Annotated in this window: 17 protein-coding genes; 9 read left to right on the top strand and 8 right to left on the bottom strand. The window is 66.1% G+C overall.

Features of this window, described 5'->3' with window-relative positions; translation table 11 throughout:
* Positions 1–15 precede the first annotated feature (15 nt).
* Both AB4Z37_RS22985 and ndk read right to left on the bottom strand, forming a co-directional pair.
* Complete coding sequence (locus AB4Z37_RS22985; RefSeq protein WP_441519062.1) at positions 16–873, bottom strand: YjbE family putative metal transport protein; 858 nt, start codon at positions 871–873, stop codon at positions 16–18.
* A 110-nt stretch (positions 874–983) separates the two neighbouring features.
* Positions 984–1,406, bottom strand: a complete 423-nt coding sequence (gene ndk / locus AB4Z37_RS22980; protein WP_441519061.1) for a nucleoside-diphosphate kinase — start codon at positions 1,404–1,406, stop codon at positions 984–986.
* 307 nt (positions 1,407–1,713) lie between these two features.
* Between ndk and AB4Z37_RS22975 the strand changes: the two genes are divergently transcribed.
* From AB4Z37_RS22975 to AB4Z37_RS22965, 3 genes are all read left to right on the top strand, one after another.
* Complete coding sequence (locus AB4Z37_RS22975; protein ID WP_441519060.1) at positions 1,714–1,974, top strand: sulfur globule protein precursor; 261 nt, start codon at positions 1,714–1,716, stop codon at positions 1,972–1,974.
* Between the two features lie 239 nt (positions 1,975–2,213).
* On the top strand, positions 2,214–2,399 hold the full coding sequence (locus AB4Z37_RS22970; RefSeq protein ID WP_441519059.1) for a hypothetical protein: 186 nt from the start codon (positions 2,214–2,216) through the stop codon (positions 2,397–2,399).
* A gap of 78 nt (positions 2,400–2,477) precedes the next feature.
* Positions 2,478–4,355, top strand: a complete 1,878-nt coding sequence (locus tag AB4Z37_RS22965) for an ABC-F family ATP-binding cassette domain-containing protein (protein WP_441519058.1) — start codon at positions 2,478–2,480, stop codon at positions 4,353–4,355.
* Between the two features lie 37 nt (positions 4,356–4,392).
* Here AB4Z37_RS22965 and AB4Z37_RS22960 read toward each other — a convergent pair whose 3' ends face one another.
* The 3 genes from AB4Z37_RS22960 to AB4Z37_RS22950 all read right to left on the bottom strand — a co-directional run bounded on the left by AB4Z37_RS22960 (position 4,393) and on the right by AB4Z37_RS22950 (position 7,184).
* Complete coding sequence (locus AB4Z37_RS22960; protein ID WP_441519057.1) at positions 4,393–4,881, bottom strand: hypothetical protein; 489 nt, start codon at positions 4,879–4,881, stop codon at positions 4,393–4,395.
* Between the two features lie 321 nt (positions 4,882–5,202).
* Positions 5,203–5,652: a DNA polymerase III subunit chi gene (locus AB4Z37_RS22955; protein WP_441519056.1), complete on the bottom strand. Its 450-nt coding sequence runs from the start codon at positions 5,650–5,652 to the stop codon at positions 5,203–5,205.
* Positions 5,653–5,684: 32 nt separating this feature from the next.
* Complete coding sequence (locus tag AB4Z37_RS22950; protein ID WP_441519055.1) at positions 5,685–7,184, bottom strand: leucyl aminopeptidase; 1,500 nt, start codon at positions 7,182–7,184, stop codon at positions 5,685–5,687.
* A gap of 448 nt (positions 7,185–7,632) precedes the next feature.
* Here AB4Z37_RS22950 and lptG point away from each other — a divergent pair, with 448 nt between their 5' ends.
* The 6 genes from lptG (at position 7,633) to AB4Z37_RS22920 (ending at position 15,356) form a co-directional block, all read left to right on the top strand.
* Positions 7,633–8,718 (top strand): LPS export ABC transporter permease LptG, encoded by a 1,086-nt coding sequence (gene lptG / locus AB4Z37_RS22945; RefSeq protein WP_441519054.1) that lies wholly within the window; start codon positions 7,633–7,635, stop codon positions 8,716–8,718.
* Between the two features lie 77 nt (positions 8,719–8,795).
* Entirely contained in the window at positions 8,796–11,210 is a 2,415-nt protein-coding gene (locus AB4Z37_RS22940) for an LPS-assembly protein LptD (RefSeq protein WP_441519053.1), read from the top strand.
* Positions 11,211–11,324: 114 nt separating this feature from the next.
* Positions 11,325–12,242, top strand: a complete 918-nt coding sequence (locus AB4Z37_RS22935; RefSeq protein ID WP_441519052.1) for a SurA N-terminal domain-containing protein — start codon at positions 11,325–11,327, stop codon at positions 12,240–12,242.
* A 178-nt stretch (positions 12,243–12,420) separates the two neighbouring features.
* Entirely contained in the window at positions 12,421–13,428 is a 1,008-nt protein-coding gene (gene pdxA, locus AB4Z37_RS22930; RefSeq protein WP_441519051.1) for a 4-hydroxythreonine-4-phosphate dehydrogenase PdxA, read from the top strand.
* Positions 13,425–14,288, top strand: a complete 864-nt coding sequence (rsmA, locus tag AB4Z37_RS22925; RefSeq protein ID WP_441519050.1) for a 16S rRNA (adenine(1518)-N(6)/adenine(1519)-N(6))-dimethyltransferase RsmA — start codon at positions 13,425–13,427, stop codon at positions 14,286–14,288. The genes pdxA and rsmA overlap by 4 nt, the downstream gene beginning before the upstream one ends.
* A gap of 9 nt (positions 14,289–14,297) precedes the next feature.
* Entirely contained in the window at positions 14,298–15,356 is a 1,059-nt protein-coding gene (locus AB4Z37_RS22920) for an alcohol dehydrogenase (protein ID WP_441519049.1), read from the top strand.
* A 60-nt stretch (positions 15,357–15,416) separates the two neighbouring features.
* Here the strand turns inward: AB4Z37_RS22920 and gmk are convergent, their stop codons facing one another.
* The 3 genes from gmk to mltG all read right to left on the bottom strand — a co-directional run bounded on the left by gmk (position 15,417) and on the right by mltG (position 18,451).
* Complete coding sequence (gene gmk / locus AB4Z37_RS22915) at positions 15,417–16,073, bottom strand: guanylate kinase (RefSeq protein WP_441519048.1); 657 nt, start codon at positions 16,071–16,073, stop codon at positions 15,417–15,419.
* Between the two features lie 3 nt (positions 16,074–16,076).
* A complete protein-coding gene (locus tag AB4Z37_RS22910; protein WP_441519047.1) occupies positions 16,077–16,964 on the bottom strand; it encodes a YicC/YloC family endoribonuclease in 888 nt (295 codons plus the stop codon).
* Between the two features lie 206 nt (positions 16,965–17,170).
* Positions 17,171–18,451, bottom strand: coding sequence for an endolytic transglycosylase MltG (mltG, locus tag AB4Z37_RS22905; RefSeq protein WP_441519046.1), 1,281 nt, complete (start codon positions 18,449–18,451; stop codon positions 17,171–17,173).
* Between the last annotated feature and the right edge of the window lie 62 nt (positions 18,452–18,513).

Here is an 18,513-nt window from a genome sequence, read left to right as displayed (position 1 = left end):
CGGCGGCATTCAGGCCTACAGCGGATCGCCCGAGCTGACGGAGACGGCGGCATGCTCGGCATGCGCCCGCAGCCGCCGGCCACGCCACATCCCGCCCCAGACCAACACGACCACTGCGCCGAGCAGCGCGAGCGCGAACTCGCCCAGCGGCTCGCTGAACACCGCCTGCTTCGTGCCACCGAGCAGCGCCGATACCGCGTCAATATTGAGCGCAATCTGGCCGTCCAGCACATGATGCAGCACGGGATGAACCGCAAGATCGGTCGCGATCACATCGCCGGCGATCCAGCCGAGCAGCGCCGCGCCAAGCCACACCAGGATCGGCAGGCGGTCGAGCAGCGCCATGATCAGCGCTGCGCCCGCCACGATCATCGGAATGCTGATCACGAGGCCGAGGATCAACAGCAGCACGCTGCCATTGGCAGCGGCAGCCACCGCGATCACGTTGTCGAGGCTCATGATGATGTCGGCGACGGCGACGATCTGGACCGCAGCCCAGAGGTTGGAGGCGGACTTCACCTCCTCGTCGTCGTTTTCCGGCACCAATAGCTTGGCGGCGATCACGATCAGCGCAAGGCCGCCGATAAGCTTGAGATAGGGCAGCGACATCAGTGTCGCGACGATGCCCGTGAAGACGATGCGCAGGAAAACCGCGACGCCGGCGCCCAGCACCATGCCCCAGAAGCGCTGCCGTGGATCGAGGCCGCGGCAGGCGAGCGCGATCACCAGCGCGTTGTCGCCGGACAGCAGAACGTTGATCCAGATGATCTTGGTCAGAGCAACCCAGAATTCCGGCCGCCCGATCTCGGCGCCGGCGGCGGCCATCCAGCTGCCGTTCGACAGCGAGGCCAGCCCATGCGTCAACCAGTCCACTGCAAAGCTCCCCCCAGAGCGACCCGCAAGCGATCAGCGACGGTCAAAGGCATCAAAGGCAACGGTGGCCGGCCACAGGCACGGCCACCGTCATGGTCATATCGGCTGTATCAGCCGACGATTTCGTTACCGGAGAAGAACTGGGCGATTTCGATCGCCGCGGTTTCGGCCGCGTCCGAACCATGCACGGTGTTCTCGCCGATCGACTTGGCGTGGACCTTGCGGATGGTGCCTTCGGCCGCCTTCGACGGATCGGTCGCGCCCATCACATCGCGGTACTTGGCGATGGCGTTCTCGCCTTCCAGCACCTGCACGACCACCGGGCCCGACACCATGAAATCGACGAGCTCGCCGAAGAACGGACGGGCACGATGCACGGCATAGAAGGTCTCCGCCTGGCCGCGGGTCATCTGGATCCGCTTCTGCGCCACGATGCGAAGGCCCGCCTGCTCGATCAGCGCATTGACTGCACCGGTAATGTTGCGCGCGGTCGCATCCGGCTTGATAATCGAGAAGGTGCGTTCAATCGCCATGACAACTCCTGGTCGGCTGTTGGGAAATTCCGGCGCTTATAACGGTGCGGCCGCATCCCGGCAAGCCGGTTTCCGTCCGTCCGGCAAGGCTTTGCCTCCCCTTCCCGTCACCGCACGGATCGCTTTTGTTGCCGCGATTTCATCAACGTGAACCGGATCTGAACCGCGCGGCACGCGGCCATTCAGGCGCCGCGGAATAGTGTCGCGGGCATGAACCTCGCCGTCGATCGGAGCGACCACAGATGCGACGGGGCTCACTTGAACACCCAGCCGGCCCGGCCGGCACCCTGAGCAAGAGGAGACGATCATGTTTCGCAAACTTGGCTTCGCTGTCGTGGCGGCCGTTTCCCTCGGCGTCGCCGCTTTGGCACCGACCTCCGCCTCCGCCTGGGGCGGACATGGCTGGCATGGCGGCTGGCACGGGGGCTGGCATGGTGGCTGGGGCGGCCCGCGCTTCTTCGTCGGCGGCCCGTACTACTACGGTGGCGGGTACGGCGGCTGCTACGTGCGCCGGCTGGTCCCGACCCCCTGGGGCCCGCGCTGGCGGGTCGTGAACCGCTGCTACTGACGACCGCGTCGACTTTCCTCCCGACGACTTGACGGCCCGGCTGCCGACCGCAGCCGGGCCTTTTTTTTAAGACACGCCGGTTTCACGACAAGGCATTTTCGCCGCGAGCCGCGGCCCGCCGCTGAAAAGTGGGCATTTTTACTCAATTTTCACCGATCGCGCCTGTGATGGCCGCCTCGGATGAAACCGAACCTGCCACACAATCATTATGCTGCAGACACAAGGGTCAGGAGCTCGCAATGACGCGCCGCGTCGCAGAGCTGAAACAGACGGAAGGCGGCAGCGCCGCCACGGTCTGCGAGGCTGTGGGTGAACGCCTGCGATCGGTGCTCGCGCCCGATCCGGCAACCTTGCCACCCCACTTGCAGACCCTGCTCAATCAATTGCAGCTGGACGACGCCGAAACCAAGCTGCGATCCCGCTGACGTCGCAACCGCGAACGCGGCGAAACGCCATGCATGAAAACGAGTTGCGTTTCAGGCGGCGAGCGGTGAAAACGCGGCATGCTTTCCATCAACGATATCTCGATCCGGCTGGCCGGACGGCTGCTCATCGACCAGGCCACGGTCCAGATCACGCCTGGCGCCCGGGTCGGCCTCGTCGGGCGGAACGGCACCGGTAAATCGACCCTGTTCAAGGCCATCCGCGGCGAATTGCCCACCGAAAGTGGAACCATCGCCCTGCCGCCGCGCTGGCGGATCGGCAGCCTAGCACAGGAGGCCCCGAACGGCCCCGACAGCCTGATCGACGTCGTGCTCCGGGCAGACGTCGAACGCCACGCCCTGCTCATCGAGGCCGAGAGCGCAGAGGATCCGCACCGGATCGCCGAGATCCAGACCCGCCTTGTCGACATCGACGCCCATTCGGCGCCGGCGCGGGCTGCCGCGATCCTCAGCGGCCTCGGGTTTTCGACCGCGGACCAGGCCCGCCCCTGCGCGGAGTTTTCCGGCGGCTGGCGGATGCGCGTCGCACTGGCGTCGACGCTGTTCGCCGAACCGGACCTGCTGCTGCTCGACGAGCCGACCAACTATCTCGACCTCGAAGGCACGCTCTGGCTCGAGGATCACCTCGCGCACTATCCGCGCACCGTGATCATCATCAGCCACGACCGTGACCTGCTGGAGACCTCGGTCGACCAGATCCTGCACCTTGAGCACGGCAAGCTGACGCTCTACCGCGGCACCTACTCCTCGTTCGAGCAGCAGCGCGCCGCCCGCGCCATGCAGGACGCCAAGATGGTCAAGCGCCAGGAGGCCGAACGCAAGCGCCTGCAGGCATTCGTCGACCGCTTCAAGGCCAAGGCGTCGAAGGCGCGCCAGGCGCAGTCGCGCGTCAAGATGCTCGAGAGGATGCAGCCGATCACGGCGCTGGTGACGGACGAGGTGCGCGAGATCAACTTCCCGGCGCCGGAGAAGATCCTGTCGCCGCCGATCATCGCGGTCGACAACGTGACGCTCGGCTACGAGCCCGGCAAGCCGGTGCTGCAGCGCGTGACGCTGCGCATCGACACCGAGGACCGCATCGCACTGCTCGGCTCGAACGGCAACGGCAAGTCGACCCTGGTGAAGCTGCTGGCGAACAAGCTCAAGCCAGTGTCCGGCAATGTCGTGCGCGCCGACAAGCTCGCCATCGCCTATTTCGCCCAGCACCAGCTCGACGAGCTCGACGAAAGCGGCACGCCCTACAGCCATGTCCGCAAGCTGATGCCGGACGCGCCCGAAGCCCGGGTCCGCGCCCGCACCGGCGCCATCGGCTTCTCGTCCAAGGCCGGCGACACGCTGGTGGAGAGCCTGTCCGGCGGCGAGAAGGCGCGCCTGCTGCTCGGGCTTGCGACCTTCTTCGGCCCCAACATGATCATCCTGGACGAGCCGACCAACCATCTCGACATCGACAGCCGCGCCGCGCTCGCCGAGGCGATCAACGAGTTTCCCGGCGCCGTGATCATGGTGTCGCACGATCGCTATCTGATCGAGGCCTGTGCCGATCAGCTGTGGGTGGTCGCAGACCGTGCGGTCACCCCCTATGACGGCGACCTCGACGACTATCGCCGCACCGTGCTGTCGACCCGCAGCGGCAAGGACCCATCGCGCCCGGCCGGCACCACCGAGCGGCCCCGCACGGGCACCGAGGACCCGGCGCCGCGCAGACCCGGCGACAGACGCCCGTTGAAGCAGAAGATCGCCGAGGCAGAAGCCGAGATGGCGCGGATCGGCGATATCATTGCCAAGATCGATGCCGCCCTGGCGTTGCCGGACATCTTCAGCCGTGATCCGGACAAGGCGGCGCAACTCGGCAAGGCGCGCGCCAATGCCGCAGTCGCACTCGAGCGCGCCGAGGAGGCCTGGCTGGAATTCAGCGCTTCCTATGAGAGCGCAAGCTGAGCCGCCGGGCTTCCCGGCAGCTCCGGCGCCGCGTCAGTTAGCCCGCGCGCTTCCTGGCCCTCTTGCCGGATTTCGGCGCGGGCTCGGGCGCGGCAACGCCTTGCACGTCGGTGAGCCGGCCACCCGTGAAGCGATAGATGCCGGCGCGCGGACCACGTGAATAGTTCAGGACCGCGACCCGGTCGCCGCGCTCGTTGGTGGACAGGTTGACGTTGTCGGGGGAACCGATCGCCCGCGCCACATCGCATTCGGTATGGCCGAGCGCCACCGACCCCGTGGGCGCCGGCTGGCCTTCAGCCAGGGCGTTCGCATCGGTCGGCGTCATCCCCGCGCAGGCGCCGTCCGCGCTGATCAGATCATTGGGGGCGACAGTCGCCGTCGGGCTGAGCGGCGGTGTTTCGATCGACACCGAGCGATTGAACATCCTGGCCGGCCGCGAGAACCATTCCTGATCCTTCAGCGAATAATCGGACAGGCTAGCCCCACATCCCCCCAGCACCGGGGCTGTGACGAGCAGCAGCAGCACTCCGTTCCGCAATGCGCTATTTGATTTCACGATCGGTCTGTTCCCACGTCAATCTTCGAGCGCGCCCTCCACCAGCCGGTCGGCTGTCCCCCGGGACGGCGCGTCCCTCCTTGAAGCAGAGCCCTGCCCTGCGCAACCCATTTCAGGCCGATACTGGCGATCGACGGCCGTTCCCACCATTGATTTGAGGCACGACCATGGCCGACCGCAAGCATCCCGGCTGAAATTCATCAACAATATTAATGTTGACAGCCGCGTGACGGTGAATTGGCGCCAACTCGGATGCCCTGTCGGCTCATTCGCGGGTCAAGCTGTTCCAGCTCAGCGCTTCTGCCAGCGACCGCGCTCATCGGCCTGCCAGTAAGTCACCGCGAAGCCGCGCCCCTTGCAGTCGGTCCAGGCCTTGCGCGCAGCGGCCAGCGCATCGTCGTCGTTGCCATCGAAAATCAGCACCAGCCGATCATAGCTGCCGCAATCCTCCGGCAGCGCCGCGTTGTCGACCAGAAAGCGGACGTTGGCACCGTTGGGATTGGCAGCTGCCGGCACCAGGATCACCGGTTGATCGGCCGCATCGCTGTCGCGCCAGGTGCCATGCGGCAGGAATGCGTCGTCACGATAGGTCCACAGATGCGCATCGAGCGCGTCGACCCGCTCTTCGGACGCGGCCTGGACGACGACCCGCCAGCCGCGCTCGAGTGATTTCTCGAGCAGCGGCGGCAGGACGCCCTCCAGCGCCATGTCCTGCAGATGATAGAACAGCACTTCCGTCATTGCGCTGCTCCGTTCCGCGCGCCTGGCACGGCTCAGCGCCTGCCTTCGTAGTGGTCGGCCACCAGCCGATCCAGCAGCCGCACGCCGAAGCCCGATCCCCAGCTGGTGTTGATGTCGGTCGCCGGCGCGCCCATGCCGGTGCCGGCGATGTCGAGATGCGCCCACGGCACGTCATCGACGAAACGTTGCAGGAACTGCGCCGCGGTGATCGATCCGCCGTTGCGGCCACCGGTGTTCTTCATATCCGCGAACCGGGAGTCGATCAGCTTGTCGTATTCCGGCCCTAGCGGCATGCGCCACACCCGCTCCCCGGTCGCCAACCCGGCCTTGGACAGGCGTTCGGACAGCTCGTCATTGTTGGAGAACAGGCCGGCATGATCGGTGCCGAGCGCGACCAGGATCGCACCGGTCAGCGTCGCCAGGTCGACCATGAATTTCGGCTTGAATGTCTTGGCGACGTACCAAAGCACGTCGGCGAGCACCAGCCGCCCTTCGGCGTCGGTGTTGATGATCTCGATGGTCTGTCCGGACATCGAGGTCACGATATCACCGGGACGCTGCGCGTTGCCGTCGGGCATGTTCTCGACGAGACCGATCGCGCCGACCACATTGACCCTGGCCTTGCGCGCCGCCAGCGCGTGCATCAGGCCGACGACGCAGGCGGCGCCCGCCATGTCGCCTTTCATCTCTTCCATGCCGCCGGCAGGCTTGATCGAGATTCCGCCGGTGTCGAAGCAGACGCCCTTGCCGATGAACGCCACCGGCTTGACGCTGCGCTTGCCGCCATTCCAGCGCATCACCACCATGCGGCCATCATGGGCGGAGCCCTGCGACACACCGAGCAGTGCTCCCATGCCGAGCTTGGTCATCGCCTTGACGTCGAGCACCTCGACGCGAACGCCGAGCTTGCGCAGTTGCGCCGCACGGCGCGCGAACTCGGCGGGAAACAGCACATTCGGCGGCTCATTGACGAGCTCGCGCGCCACCAGCACGCCATCGACCACGGAGGCGAGGCTCGCAAATGCCTTGCGGCTGGCGGCGACATCGGCCACGGCGACCGAAACGGCCGCAGCGAGCTTGCCGTCATCGTCCTTCTTCTTGGTCTTGTAGCGATCGAAGCGGTAGGCGCGCAGGCGAACGCCGGCCGCGATCGCCGCCCCATGGCCCGGCGACATCGCGCCATCAGCGAGCTCGGCGAGAATGGTCACCGCCTCCGAGCCCGCCTTCAGGCGTCCAGCGATGGCACCGCCGAGCTTGGTGTAGTCCTCGTCCTTGAGGTCGGCAGTCTTGCCCGTCCCGAGCACGATCAGCCGATCCGCCTTCAATCCGTCCGGAGCCAGCAGGTCCAGCACTGATCCGTTCTTGCCCTTGAAGCGGGCCGTCGCCGCCGCCCGCTTGACGGTCTCGACCGCGCCCCCCAGGGCCTTGCGGGTGGCCGGGCCGAATTTCAGGGTCTCGTCGGCGAAAGCCACCAGGACACCGCGCGGGGCAGCGGAAAACGGAACGAAGCCGACCTTGACGGCGTCGGACATGAGGGAACCTCCAAAAGCGACTGCTTGCTACCTGTCGGATTGATGAGAATCCGAGCCGGAACGGCCACTATGACCCGCCCGGCCTTGCCATGCCAAGCTGGGCTGGGACACATCGGCCCTGCAGGCGAAGGCCCCCTGCCGCGACGTGGCCGAAGGGCCACGGCGAGAAATTATTAACCATGCCCGACATCCATTCACGCCGCGGCCATTTTGTTGACCAATCAAAGAGATACTGTTGAGATAGCGTGTGACATGGAAACGGCGTGTGCGGATGGGGATTCGCACGGCGGCAATCGCCGGATCCGGCTTGGGGATGAGGGTTTCGCGGGTAACGATGGGGTCGATCGACGCGTATTTTGACCGGACGCCTCCGTCCGTGCGGCCAGTCGCGGCGGGCAGTACCGCCCCGCGCGCCGCTTCGCGTCTTGCGTAAGCCCCGGGTGCCTGCATGATCGCCAACACGCTCGCCCGCTACTTCGCCGGCCGCTTCCTGCTCGCGACGCTGTCCGTCTTCGTCGGCATTTTCCTGCTGGTGGTGTTCGTCGATTACATCGAGCTGATGCGGCGCACCGCCAGCATCGCCACCGCCTCCGCCCTGTTCGTGGCCCAGACATCGCTGTTCCGCGTGCCACAGCTGCTCGAGCGGCTGATGCCGTTCTGCGTGCTGGTCGGCGCCATGTCCTGTTACCTGACGCTGTCGCGCCGCCTCGAACTGGTCGTGGCCCGGGCGGCGGGGATCTCGGCGTGGCAGTTCATGACCCCGGCGATTCTCAGCGCCCTCATTCTCGGTGCCGCGGCGACCGCCATCTACAACCCGATGTCGGCGAGCATGCAGGAGCGGGCCAAGCAGATGGAGGCCGAGCTGTTCGGCGACCGTCAAGGGCTGCAGGACGCATCCGGCTTCTGGGTCAACCAGGTCACCAGTGAAGGCCAGAGCATCATCAATGCAGCCAACAGCCAGGACCAGGGAAGCCGGCTGACGGGGCTGACGGTGTTCCGATTCTCGCCTGACGGCGAGTTCAAGGAGCGAATCGAGGCCCGTGAGGCAACGCTGGAACAGGGAGCCTGGCGCTTTGCCGGCGCGCGCCGCTACACCCTGAACAATCCTCCGGAGGAACAGGATACCCTCCTTCTGAGCACCAACCTGACCCCGGCGCAGGTTCGGAACAGTTTCTCCACCCCCGAAACTGTGTCCTTTTGGCAACTACCCCAATACATAAAATCCTCTGCCAGTTCCGGTCTCGCCACGGCCGGTTATCGCCTGCAATATCAAAAACTGCTTTCGCGCCCGTTTTTGCTGGCTGCGATGGTGTTGCTGGCGGGAGCCGTCAGCCTCCGGTTCTTCCGGTTCGGCGGCGTGCAGAAGATGGTTTTGAGTGGCGTGGCTTCCGGCTTTCTGCTCTATGTCCTGTCGAAAGTGACTGAGGATTTGAGCAAGGCCGAGTTGATGCCACCGATCGCTGCGGCGTGGTTGCCTGTCTGCGTGGGCGGCCTCACCGGTTTTTTGGCCTTGTTGTACCAGGAGGACGGGTAGTGGCCGTTGTCGCCGCCCGCCATAGTTTGACGCCCCCGACCCGGCGGCGCACGGCTGTGCGCGGCTATCGGATCGTCATGCGTGCAGTTGTTCCATTCGCCGCAGCGGTAGCGTTCGCGGTCGTGCTCGACGTTGCGACGGTGATGCCGTCCACGGCGCAGAGCTTTACCTACAATCCGCTGCCGCCCCGGCCGCGGCCGCCCCAGCGCCCCAACGACGGGCAGATGCTGGTGCAGGCGACCGAGGTCGATTACGATTACAACAACCAGCGCGTGGTCGCGGTCGGCAACGTCCAGATCTACCACAACTCGTCCACGGTCGAGGCCGACAAGGTCATCTACGACCAGAAGACCAAGCGCCTGCGTGCCGAAGGCAATGTCCGCATGACCGATGCGGACGGCAAGATCACCTACGCCGCCGCCATCGACCTCAGCGACGACTACCGCGATGGCTTCGTCGATTCGCTGCGGCTCGACACCGCCGACCAGACCCGCATGGCGGCGACCCGTGCCGATCGCAGCGAAGGCCGCTACACCGTCTTCCAGAACGGCGTTTACACCGCCTGCGCCGAATGCCGCGACAACCCCAAGAAGCCGCCGCTCTGGCAGGTCAAGGGCGCGCGCATCATTCACGACCAGCAGGAGAAGATGCTGTACTTCGAGGATGCCCACCTCGAATTCTTCGGCATTCCGCTGGCCTACCTGCCCTATTTCTCGACGCCTGACCCGACGGTGAAGCGCAAGTCCGGCTTCCTGATCCCGTGGGGCATGCAGAGCACGGCCACCGGCCTCGGTCTCGAGATTCCGTATTACTGGGCGCTCGCGCCCGACTATGACATGACGCTCACCCCGCGCATCACCACGCGCCAGGGCGTGCTGATGCAGGCCGAATTCCGGCAGCGCCTGATCAACGGCGCCTACGAGATTCGCGGCTATGGCATCGACCAGCTGAAGCCGGATGCGTTCGCCAACACCACCGGCGACCGCCGGCTGCGCGGCGCGATCGAAAGCCACGGCCAGTTCGCGCTCAGCGACAAATGGGCATGGGGCTGGGATGGCACGCTGATCAGCGACAAGTCGTTCTTCCAGCAATACAACCTTGCGGCCTTCAGGAACCCGATGCAGTCGTTCCTGACGACGCCGACCGAAGCAACCTCGCAGATCTACCTGACGGGCATCGGCAACCGCAGCTATTTCGACGCGCGGATGCTGTACTATTACGGCTTCGCCGCTGCCGACGTGCAGAGCCAGCTGCCGATCGTCCGCCCGGTCATTGACTACTCCAACGTGCTGAACCGCTCGCTGCTCGGTGGCGAGTTCAGTTACAAGGCCAACCTGACCAGCCTGAGCCGTTCGACGGCGGACTTCGAGCCGATCTCGGCGGCTGCGGTCGCCAATGGCTGGTGCCTGCCGACATCGGCAGACCCGACCAAGCTGCTGCCGACAAACTGCCTGATGCGCGGCGTTCCCGGCGATTACACCCGCCTGTCAGGGCAGATGACCTGGCGGCGGTCGTTCACCGACCCGCTCGGCCAGATCTGGACCCCGTTCGCCACGCTGCGGGCCGACCTGATCGATTCCTCGATCAGCAACCAGCCGGGCGTCGCCAACTACACGACGCCAGGCGATACCCAGATCGCGCGGCTGATGCCCACGGTCGGCCTGGAATACCGCTACCCGTTCATCAATGTGCAGCCCTGGGGCACCACCATCGTCACGCCGATCGCCCAGGTGATCGTGCGGCCGAACGAGACCCATGCGGCCACCTTGCCGAACGAGGACGCCCAGAGCCTGACCTTCGACGCCAGCAACCTGTTCAGCGTCGACAAATTCTCGGGCTGGGACCGTGCCGAGGGCGGCGGCCGCGCCAATGTCGGCGTGCAGGCCACCACCCAGTTCGATCGCGGCGGTTCGATCAACGTCCTGGTCGGCCAGTCCTACCAGCTGTTTGGCTTGAATTCCTACGCCGTGCGCGACCTGACCAACACCGGGATCGACAGCGGCCTCGACAAGACGCGGTCGGACTATGTCGCCCGCGTGACCTACCAGCCGAACCGGACCTACACGTTCTCCGCGAGCACCCGCCTCGACGAGGCTACCGCGAACGTTCAGCGCCTGGAACTGGAAGGCAGCGCCAGCTTCGACCGCTGGTCCGTCAGCATGATCTACGGCAACTATGCCGCCCAGCCCGAACTCGGCTATCTCACCCGCCGCGAAGGCATCCTGACCAAGGGCAGCGTCAAGCTGACCTCGAACTGGGTGGTCTCCGGCGGCTTCCGCTACGACCTGCAGGCCGACAAGATCAATCAGTACATCATCGGCGCGGGCTACGTTGACGACTGCTTCGTGCTGGCGGTGAACTATATCACCGACTACGCCTATACCTCTGTAACGACGCCGACCCCGACCCTCGACCACCGGGTGATGGTGCAGATCGGTCTGCGGACTATCGGCATGACCTCGTTCAACCAGAGCGTTGGAAGCGGACAATAGAGCCAGGCTGAATGCCATGGCGGGACCACAAAGTTCTCCCATTGGAGTGGGCCTGACGACATCCTGACCGGGAACTCACGGGTAGCGACAATGATTGCGATCTCCTTGTCTCGTATGGCACGCGTTGCGGCCGCAGCGGGCGTTGCCCTCGCGGCCGTCTCCGCGGCGGCCACGCCGTCACGGGCCCAGTCGGTCGTGCTGATGGTCAACGGCGAACCGATCACCAATTTCGATATCGACCAGCGCGGCAAGCTGGATGCGCTGTCGACCCACAAGATGCCGTCGCGCGACCAGGTCATCAACGAACTGATCGACGACAAGGTGAAGATCAAGGAAGCCAAGAAGTACGGCATCGACCCGACCGCGTCGGAGGTCGACGCGATCTTCGCCTCGATGGGATCGCGCATGCGCCTCAACGCCGACGGCCTCACCGCCGTGCTGGCGCGCTCCGGCATCCGCGCCGAGACCCTCAAGAACAAGATGCGTGCCGACAGCGTCTGGACCAACCTGATCCGCGGGCGTTTCAAGGACAGCCTTGTCGTCAACGAAAGGGACGTTCAGTCCGCGATCCTGATCAAGGGCGACGAGAACGCCGACAAGGCATCGAGCTTCGAATACAACATGCGGCCGATCGTGCTGGTGGTGCCGCGCGGCGCCGGCGCGGGCGCCTTGGAGACGCGCCGCCGGGAAGCCGAGGCCCTGCGCAGCCGGATCCAGAGCTGCGACGAGGCCACCAGCATGTTCCGCACCATGCGCGACGCCGCAATCCGCGACAACGTCATCAAGACGTCCGCCGATCTGCCCGCGCCGCTGCGTGCGCTGCTCGACAAGACGGAGATCGGCCACCTCACGCCGCCGGAAGTCACCAAGCAGGGCATCGAGATGGTGGCGCTGTGCTCACGCAAGCCGACCACCGCCGACACGCCGGAAAAGCGCGAACTGCGCGACAAGATGTTCATGCAGAAGTTCGAGGCCAAGTCCAAGGCCTATCTGCAGGACCTGCGCAAAGCCGCGATGATCGAGAAGCGCTAGAGCGTTTTCGAGCGAAGTAGGCACCGGTTTTCGTGAAGAAAACGCGTCAAAGCAGAAATTGGAGCGTGTTCGCGTTTCCATCCAGAGCGAACGCCATCGGCTCGCAAGCCGATATGGAGCGGCGCGTGATGACGGGCTGTCAGGCAGCCGCAGATGCGGCACAAAGGATGCGGATACCGTGACGAGGCCGCTCGCGCTGACCATCGGTGAGCCTGCGGGCATCGGCCCCGACATCGCCATCGCCGCCTGGCTGCGCCGGCGCGAGGAGCAAATGCCTCCGTTCTATCTGATCGGCGACATCGAATTCATGCGCGGCCGGGCCGGCGTGCTCGGAGCCGATGTGACTTTCGCCGAGACCGGCGCGGCTCAGGCCGCGGACATCTTCCCCGTGGCATTGCCGGTCGTCCCGACCGGCCACCCCATCACGGCCCGCGCCGGCCATCCTGACGCCACCAGCGCACCGGCCGCGATCGCGGCCATTCGCCGGGCTGTCGCCGATGTCGGCGCCGGACAGGCCTGCGCAGTGGTGACCAACCCGATCGCCAAGAGCGTGCTCTACCGCGCCGGCTTCAGCCACCCCGGCCACACCGAATTCCTCGCCGAGCTCGCGAGCCAAGGCGGGGTCGTGCCGCTGCCGGTGATGCTGCTGTGGTCACCGGCCCTCGCGGTCGTCCCCGTGACCATCCACGTGCCGCTGCGCACGGCGATCGACACCCTGACCACGGACCTGATCGTCAGGACCTGCCGTGTGCTCGCGGCCGACCTGACGCAGCGCTTTGGCCTGCAACAGCCGCGCATCGCGCTCGCCGGTCTCAATCCCCACGCCGGTGAGGACGGCACCATCGGCAGCGAAGACCAGGCGATCATCGCCCCCGCGGTCGAGATCCTGCGTCGCGAGGGCCTCGACGTGCGCGGCCCGCTGCCGGCCGACACCATGTTCCATGAGGCTGCCCGCCGGACCTATGACTGCGCGGTCGGAATGTATCACGACCAGGCGCTGATCCCGATCAAGACGCTGGCGTTCGACGACGGCGTCAACGTGACGCTCGGCCTGCCGTTCATCCGCACCTCACCCGACCACGGCACCGCCTTCGACATTGCCGGCAGCGGCCGCGCCAATCCGTCGAGCCTGATCGCGGCGCTGAAGCTTGCCGCCCGCATGTCCACGGCCGCCGGCACGGCATGAGCGCGATCGACGACCTGCCGCCGCTGCGCGACGTCATCCGCCGCTACGACCTGCAGGCCCGCAAGTCGCTGGGACAGAACTTCCTGCTCGACCTCAACCTCACCGCCCGGATCGCCCGCGCCGCGGGCCCGCTCGAAGACGCGACGGTGATCGAGATCGGCCCGGGTCCCGGCGGGCTGACGCGGGCGCTGCTCGCGACCGGCGCCCGGCGGGTGATCGCCATCGAGCGCGACGAACGCGTGCTGCCGGCACTCGACGAAATCGCGAAACACTATCCCGGCCGGCTCACCGTGGTCGCCGACGACGCCATGACCTTCGACCCGCGGCCATTGCTCAACGGCGAGCGCGCCAGGATCGTCGCCAACCTGCCTTACAATATCGCGACACCGCTGCTGACCGGCTGGCTCTCCGCCGACCCCTGGCCGCCCTGGTTCGACATGCTGGTGCTGATGTTCCAGCGCGAAGTGGCCGACCGCATCACCGCGGCGGTCGACGAGGACGCCTATGGCCGCCTCGCCGTGCTCGCCAACTGGCGGACCGAAACCAAACGGTTGTTCGACATCGCACCATCCGCGTTTGTACCGCCGCCGAAGGTCACCTCCTCCGTGGTCAGGCTGGTGCCGCGCCCCGCGCCCGCGCCCTGCAATCTGCGCGCACTGGAACAGGTCACCGCTGCAGCTTTCGGACAGCGGCGGAAAATGCTGCGGCAGAGTCTCAAATCGCTCGGCGTCGATCCCGCCCGCCTGACGGAATTCGCCGGCATTGATCCGACGCGGCGCGCCGAGACGGTGCCGATCAGCGGCTTTGTTGCCATGGCGCAAGAATTCGCCGATATAAAAGCACAAGCCAAAAACACTTAAGGAAACGCCATGCCGATGATGCGCCGCCAGTCTCTCGTCAAGTTTGATGCTCCGCTCTGCGAAACCATCGTCGAGACGCCCGCGCCGAAAGGCCGCGAAGTCCTGGTGCGCATCGAGCGTTGCGGCCTGTGTCACTCCGATCTCCACATCCAGGATGGTTACGCCGACATCGGCGGCGGCAAGCGCCTCGACACCACACGCGGCATGACGCTGCCCTTCACGCTCGGCCACGAGATCGCCGGCACCGTCGAGGACGTCGGCGCAGAAGGCACGAGGAGCCTGATCGGCACACGCAAGGCGGTGTTTCCCTGGATCGGCTGCGGCCAGTGCCCGGACTGCCTCAACGGCGACGAGAACCTCTGTGCCAAGAATCGCTTCCTCGGCGTCTCGATCGACGGCGGCTTCGCCACTCACGTGCTGGTGCCCGACGAAAAATACCTGCTCGACTTCGATCCGCTGCCGATCAACCTCGCTGCCACGCTGATGTGCTCGGGCGCCACCGCCTATGGCGCGCTGAAGCGCCTCGTCGACCGTCCGCGCCAGCGCAACCTGCTGCTGATCGGCCTCGGCGGTGTCGGCATGATGGGCCTGTCGTTCGCGCAGGCGATGTTCAAGCAGCCGGTTTCGGTCGCCGACCTCAGCCCCGCCGCCCGCGATACCGCGCTGAAGAACGGCGCCTCGTTCGCCTATGATCCGACCGAGCCGGACGTGGTGAAGCGCATCCTGAAGGACACCAATGGCGGTTTCGACGAGATCGTCGATTTCGCCGGCAACGAGAAGTCGATGGCATTCGCCGTTTCGGTGCTCGCCCGCGGCGGCAAGATCGCGGTGTCCGGCCTGATGGGGGGCACCTTCAGCATTCCGCAGGTGCAGTGGATCTACAAGCGCATGACCATCGAGGGCTTCATGACCGGCACGCTGGCGGAAGGCCGCGAGTTGATGGAGCTCGCCCGCGCCGGCAAGATCACGGCGCCGCCGATCAAGGAAGAGCCGATGGGCGATGTGCAGAAGTGGATCGACGAACTGCGCGCCGGCCATGTCGTCGGCCGCATCATGCTCGTCAATTGACGCGCGACCACGGCGTGTCCCGTGCCCTGCGCGGCCGGAGCTCCCGGCCGCGTTTTTAATTTATTGCCCGAGCTGCTTCTGCAGATCGCGTACGAAGGTGGTGAGGCCGGTGCGGCGCTCGCGCTTCAGCCGTTCGGCCTTGAGGATCGACTGCACCTCGGCGAACGCCTCTTCGACATCGTAGTTGACGACGATGTAGTCGTACTCGGCCCAATGGCTGAGCTCATGGGTGGCGCGGCTCATGCGGCCGCGGATCACCTCCACGGAGTCCTGCGCGCGGGTGTGCAGGCGCTTCTCGAGATCGGCGGCCGACGGCGGCAGGATGAACACGCTGACCACGTCGGCCCGCGCCTTCTCGCGCAACTGCTGGGTGCCCTGCCAGTCGATGTCGAACAGCACGTCGCGCCCCGACGACAGTGCCGCCTCGACCGGCGCCCGCGGCGTGCCGTAGCGGTTGTCGAACACATTGGCCCATTCCAGCAGTTCGTCGCTGCGCACCATGGCCTCAAAGCGGGCATGGTCGACGAAGTGATAGTCGCGGCCGTCCAGCTCGGCCGGACGCTTCGCCCGCGTCGTGGCAGACACCGAGAGGCTCAGCCCGGGCACGCGGTCGAGCAGCAGCCGTGACAGCGTCGTCTTGCCGGCCCCCGAAGGAGACGACAGCACGAACATCAGCCCGCGCCGTTCCACACCCTTGATGCCCTGCGCGCTGCTCATGTCCTACTCCAGATTTTGGACCTGCTCACGGAACTGCTCGACGACGTTCTTCATCTCGAGGCCCGTGTTGGTCAATTCGATATCGTTGGCTTTCGAGCAGGTGGTGTTCACCTCGCGGTTGAACTCCTGCGCCAGGAAATCCAGCCGCCGGCCGACCGCGCCGCCCTTGCGCAGCAGGTCGCGCGCCTGGACGACGTGAGACGCGATGCGGTCGAGCTCCTCGCGGATGTCGGCCTTGGCAGCGATCATCAGCGCCTCCTGGCTGAGACGGTCGGGATCAAAGCGATCCGAAGTCTCGAGCAGCACCGCGACCTGCTCTGCTAGGCGCGCCCGGATAGCCTCCGGCTTGCGCCCCGGAGCGGCGTCGGCACGGGCGGCAAGGCGCTCGATCTCCTCGAGGCGCTGCCCGAGGATCTGACCCAGCGCCGCGCCTTCACGCCGGCGCATCTCGACAACGCTGGCCAGCACGGTCTCGAAAGCCGCGAGCACGGCCCCTCTCGCCGCCTGCTCCTCGGCCTCGTCGCTGTCGGGCTCGACCACCTCGATGACGCCCTTGAGGGCCAGCAGCCCGTCGACGGTCGGCGCCGCCGCGCCGGTGCGCGCCGACAGGTCACCCGCCACCTTGAGCACCGACGCCAGCACGTCCTCGTTGACCCGCACCACCTGCGCCGCGCTCGCGCGCTTGACGGTCAGGTTCGCATAGACGGTGCCGCGCGCCAGCACTTCGGTCGCGCGCTTGCGTAGTTGCGGCTCGACGTCATCCCAGCCGGGCGGCAACCGCAGGCGGATGTCCAATCCCTTGGCATTGACCGACTTCAGCTCCCACTCGAAGGTATAGGGACCACTGTGGCCGTGGCTTCTCGCAAAGCCGGTCATGCTCGACAACGCCATTCAAGAACTCCGATCTCCTGCCCCGGGCTAAAGCCGATGCGGCCTGCCGTGGACATCGCTCCCTGCCGGGTATTTTCGATAACAAGCCGCAGGCTCGGCCGCTTCCGGCAGAACTGGGCTCACACCACCACAACGCGATTGAGATTCGGCCGAACTCTATCCGCGCCCGCCAAGGCTCACAAGCAGGCCGCCCCTTCGCCCGGTCCCTACTGCTCGACCGCCTCCGCCGGGGTCCCCGCGGCCGCAGCACCACCCTTGGCGTTGACCGCGGCTCGTTTCGGATTGGCGGCGCGCTTCTTGGCCGGCGCCGGCTTGGCCGGCGTCTCGGACGCGCTCGGCGCAGCCTCGGCTGGCGGCGTCGACGCAGTCGGCTGCGAATCCTCCGCCGGCTCGACCGTGTCGTTTTGCTGCTGCTTCTCCAGTGTGCGCAACCGCGAGACGTTCTTCTGGTGCTGATCGTAGCTGTCGGAGAACGCATGCCCACCGGTACCGTCGGCGACGAAGAACAGGTCGCGCGTGCGCGCCGGGTTTGCGGTGGCTTCCAGCGAGGCCCGCCCCGGATTGGCGATCGGTCCCGGCGGCAGCCCGTCGATCACATAGGTGTTGTAGGGCGACGGCTGGGTGATCTCGCTACGCTTGATCGGGCGGCCGAGCGTGCCCTTGCCGCCGACCAGGCCATAGATGATGGTCGGGTCCGACTGCAGCTTGATCTTCTGCCGCAGGCGATTGGCGAACACTGCCGCAACACGGCTGCGCTCGTCGGCCCGGCCGGTCTCCTTCTCGACGATGGAGGCCAGGGTCACCAGTTGTTCAGGCGTCTTGATCGGCAGGTCGGGATTGCGACGCTCCCAGACCTCGGCGAGCACGCGCCGCTGCGCCTGCTGCATGCGCTGGATCACCTGGTCGCGCGTGGTGCCGCGCGGGAATTTGTAGGTCTCCGGCAACAGGGTGCCTTCACGCGGCAGCTCCTTGATCTGCCCCGACAGCACGTCGTTCTCCAGCAGCCGCGCCACGATCTGCTCGGACGTCAGGCCTTCGGGAATCGTGAAGGAGTGCTGCACCACCTTGCCGTCGACGATGGTGTTGATGACATCGCGCAGGCTGGCGCTCTTCTGGAAGGCGTACTCGCCCGACTTCAGCTCGGAGCGCGCCTTCATCGCGATCACACCGCCGAAGAAAGCCCAGCGATTGTTGTCGATCACGCCCTCGCGCTGCAGGATGTCGGCGATATCGCCCATGCCGGCGCGCGTGGGAATGTTGACGATCTTGTCGTCTTTCAGCGGCCCCGGCGCCTCGAGCTTCTGCCGGCCGTAGACATAGGCGCCCCCCACCCCCAGCATCGCAATCAGGATGATGGTGATGATCGCATTGCCTGCGATCACGAACGGATTGCGCGCACGTGCCGAGCGCTTTGGCGGCGGCGGCAGCTGTTCAGGCTCCAGCGCCGCGCGCGGGCTCTTCGGTGAGATGGGCGGTCTTTCACTCATCGATGCAACCTGAATCCCGTCGATTCGATCCCGATCCGGCGCAGCCCCCTGCGTTCGAACCG

Origin of the sequence: Bradyrhizobium sp. 2TAF24, assembly GCF_052115025.1 — a bacterium.
In the GTDB taxonomy this organism is placed as follows: domain Bacteria; phylum Pseudomonadota; class Alphaproteobacteria; order Rhizobiales; family Xanthobacteraceae; genus Bradyrhizobium_A.
Note: the sequence above shows the minus strand (reverse complement) of the source record. Positions and strands in the feature narration are given on the sequence as shown.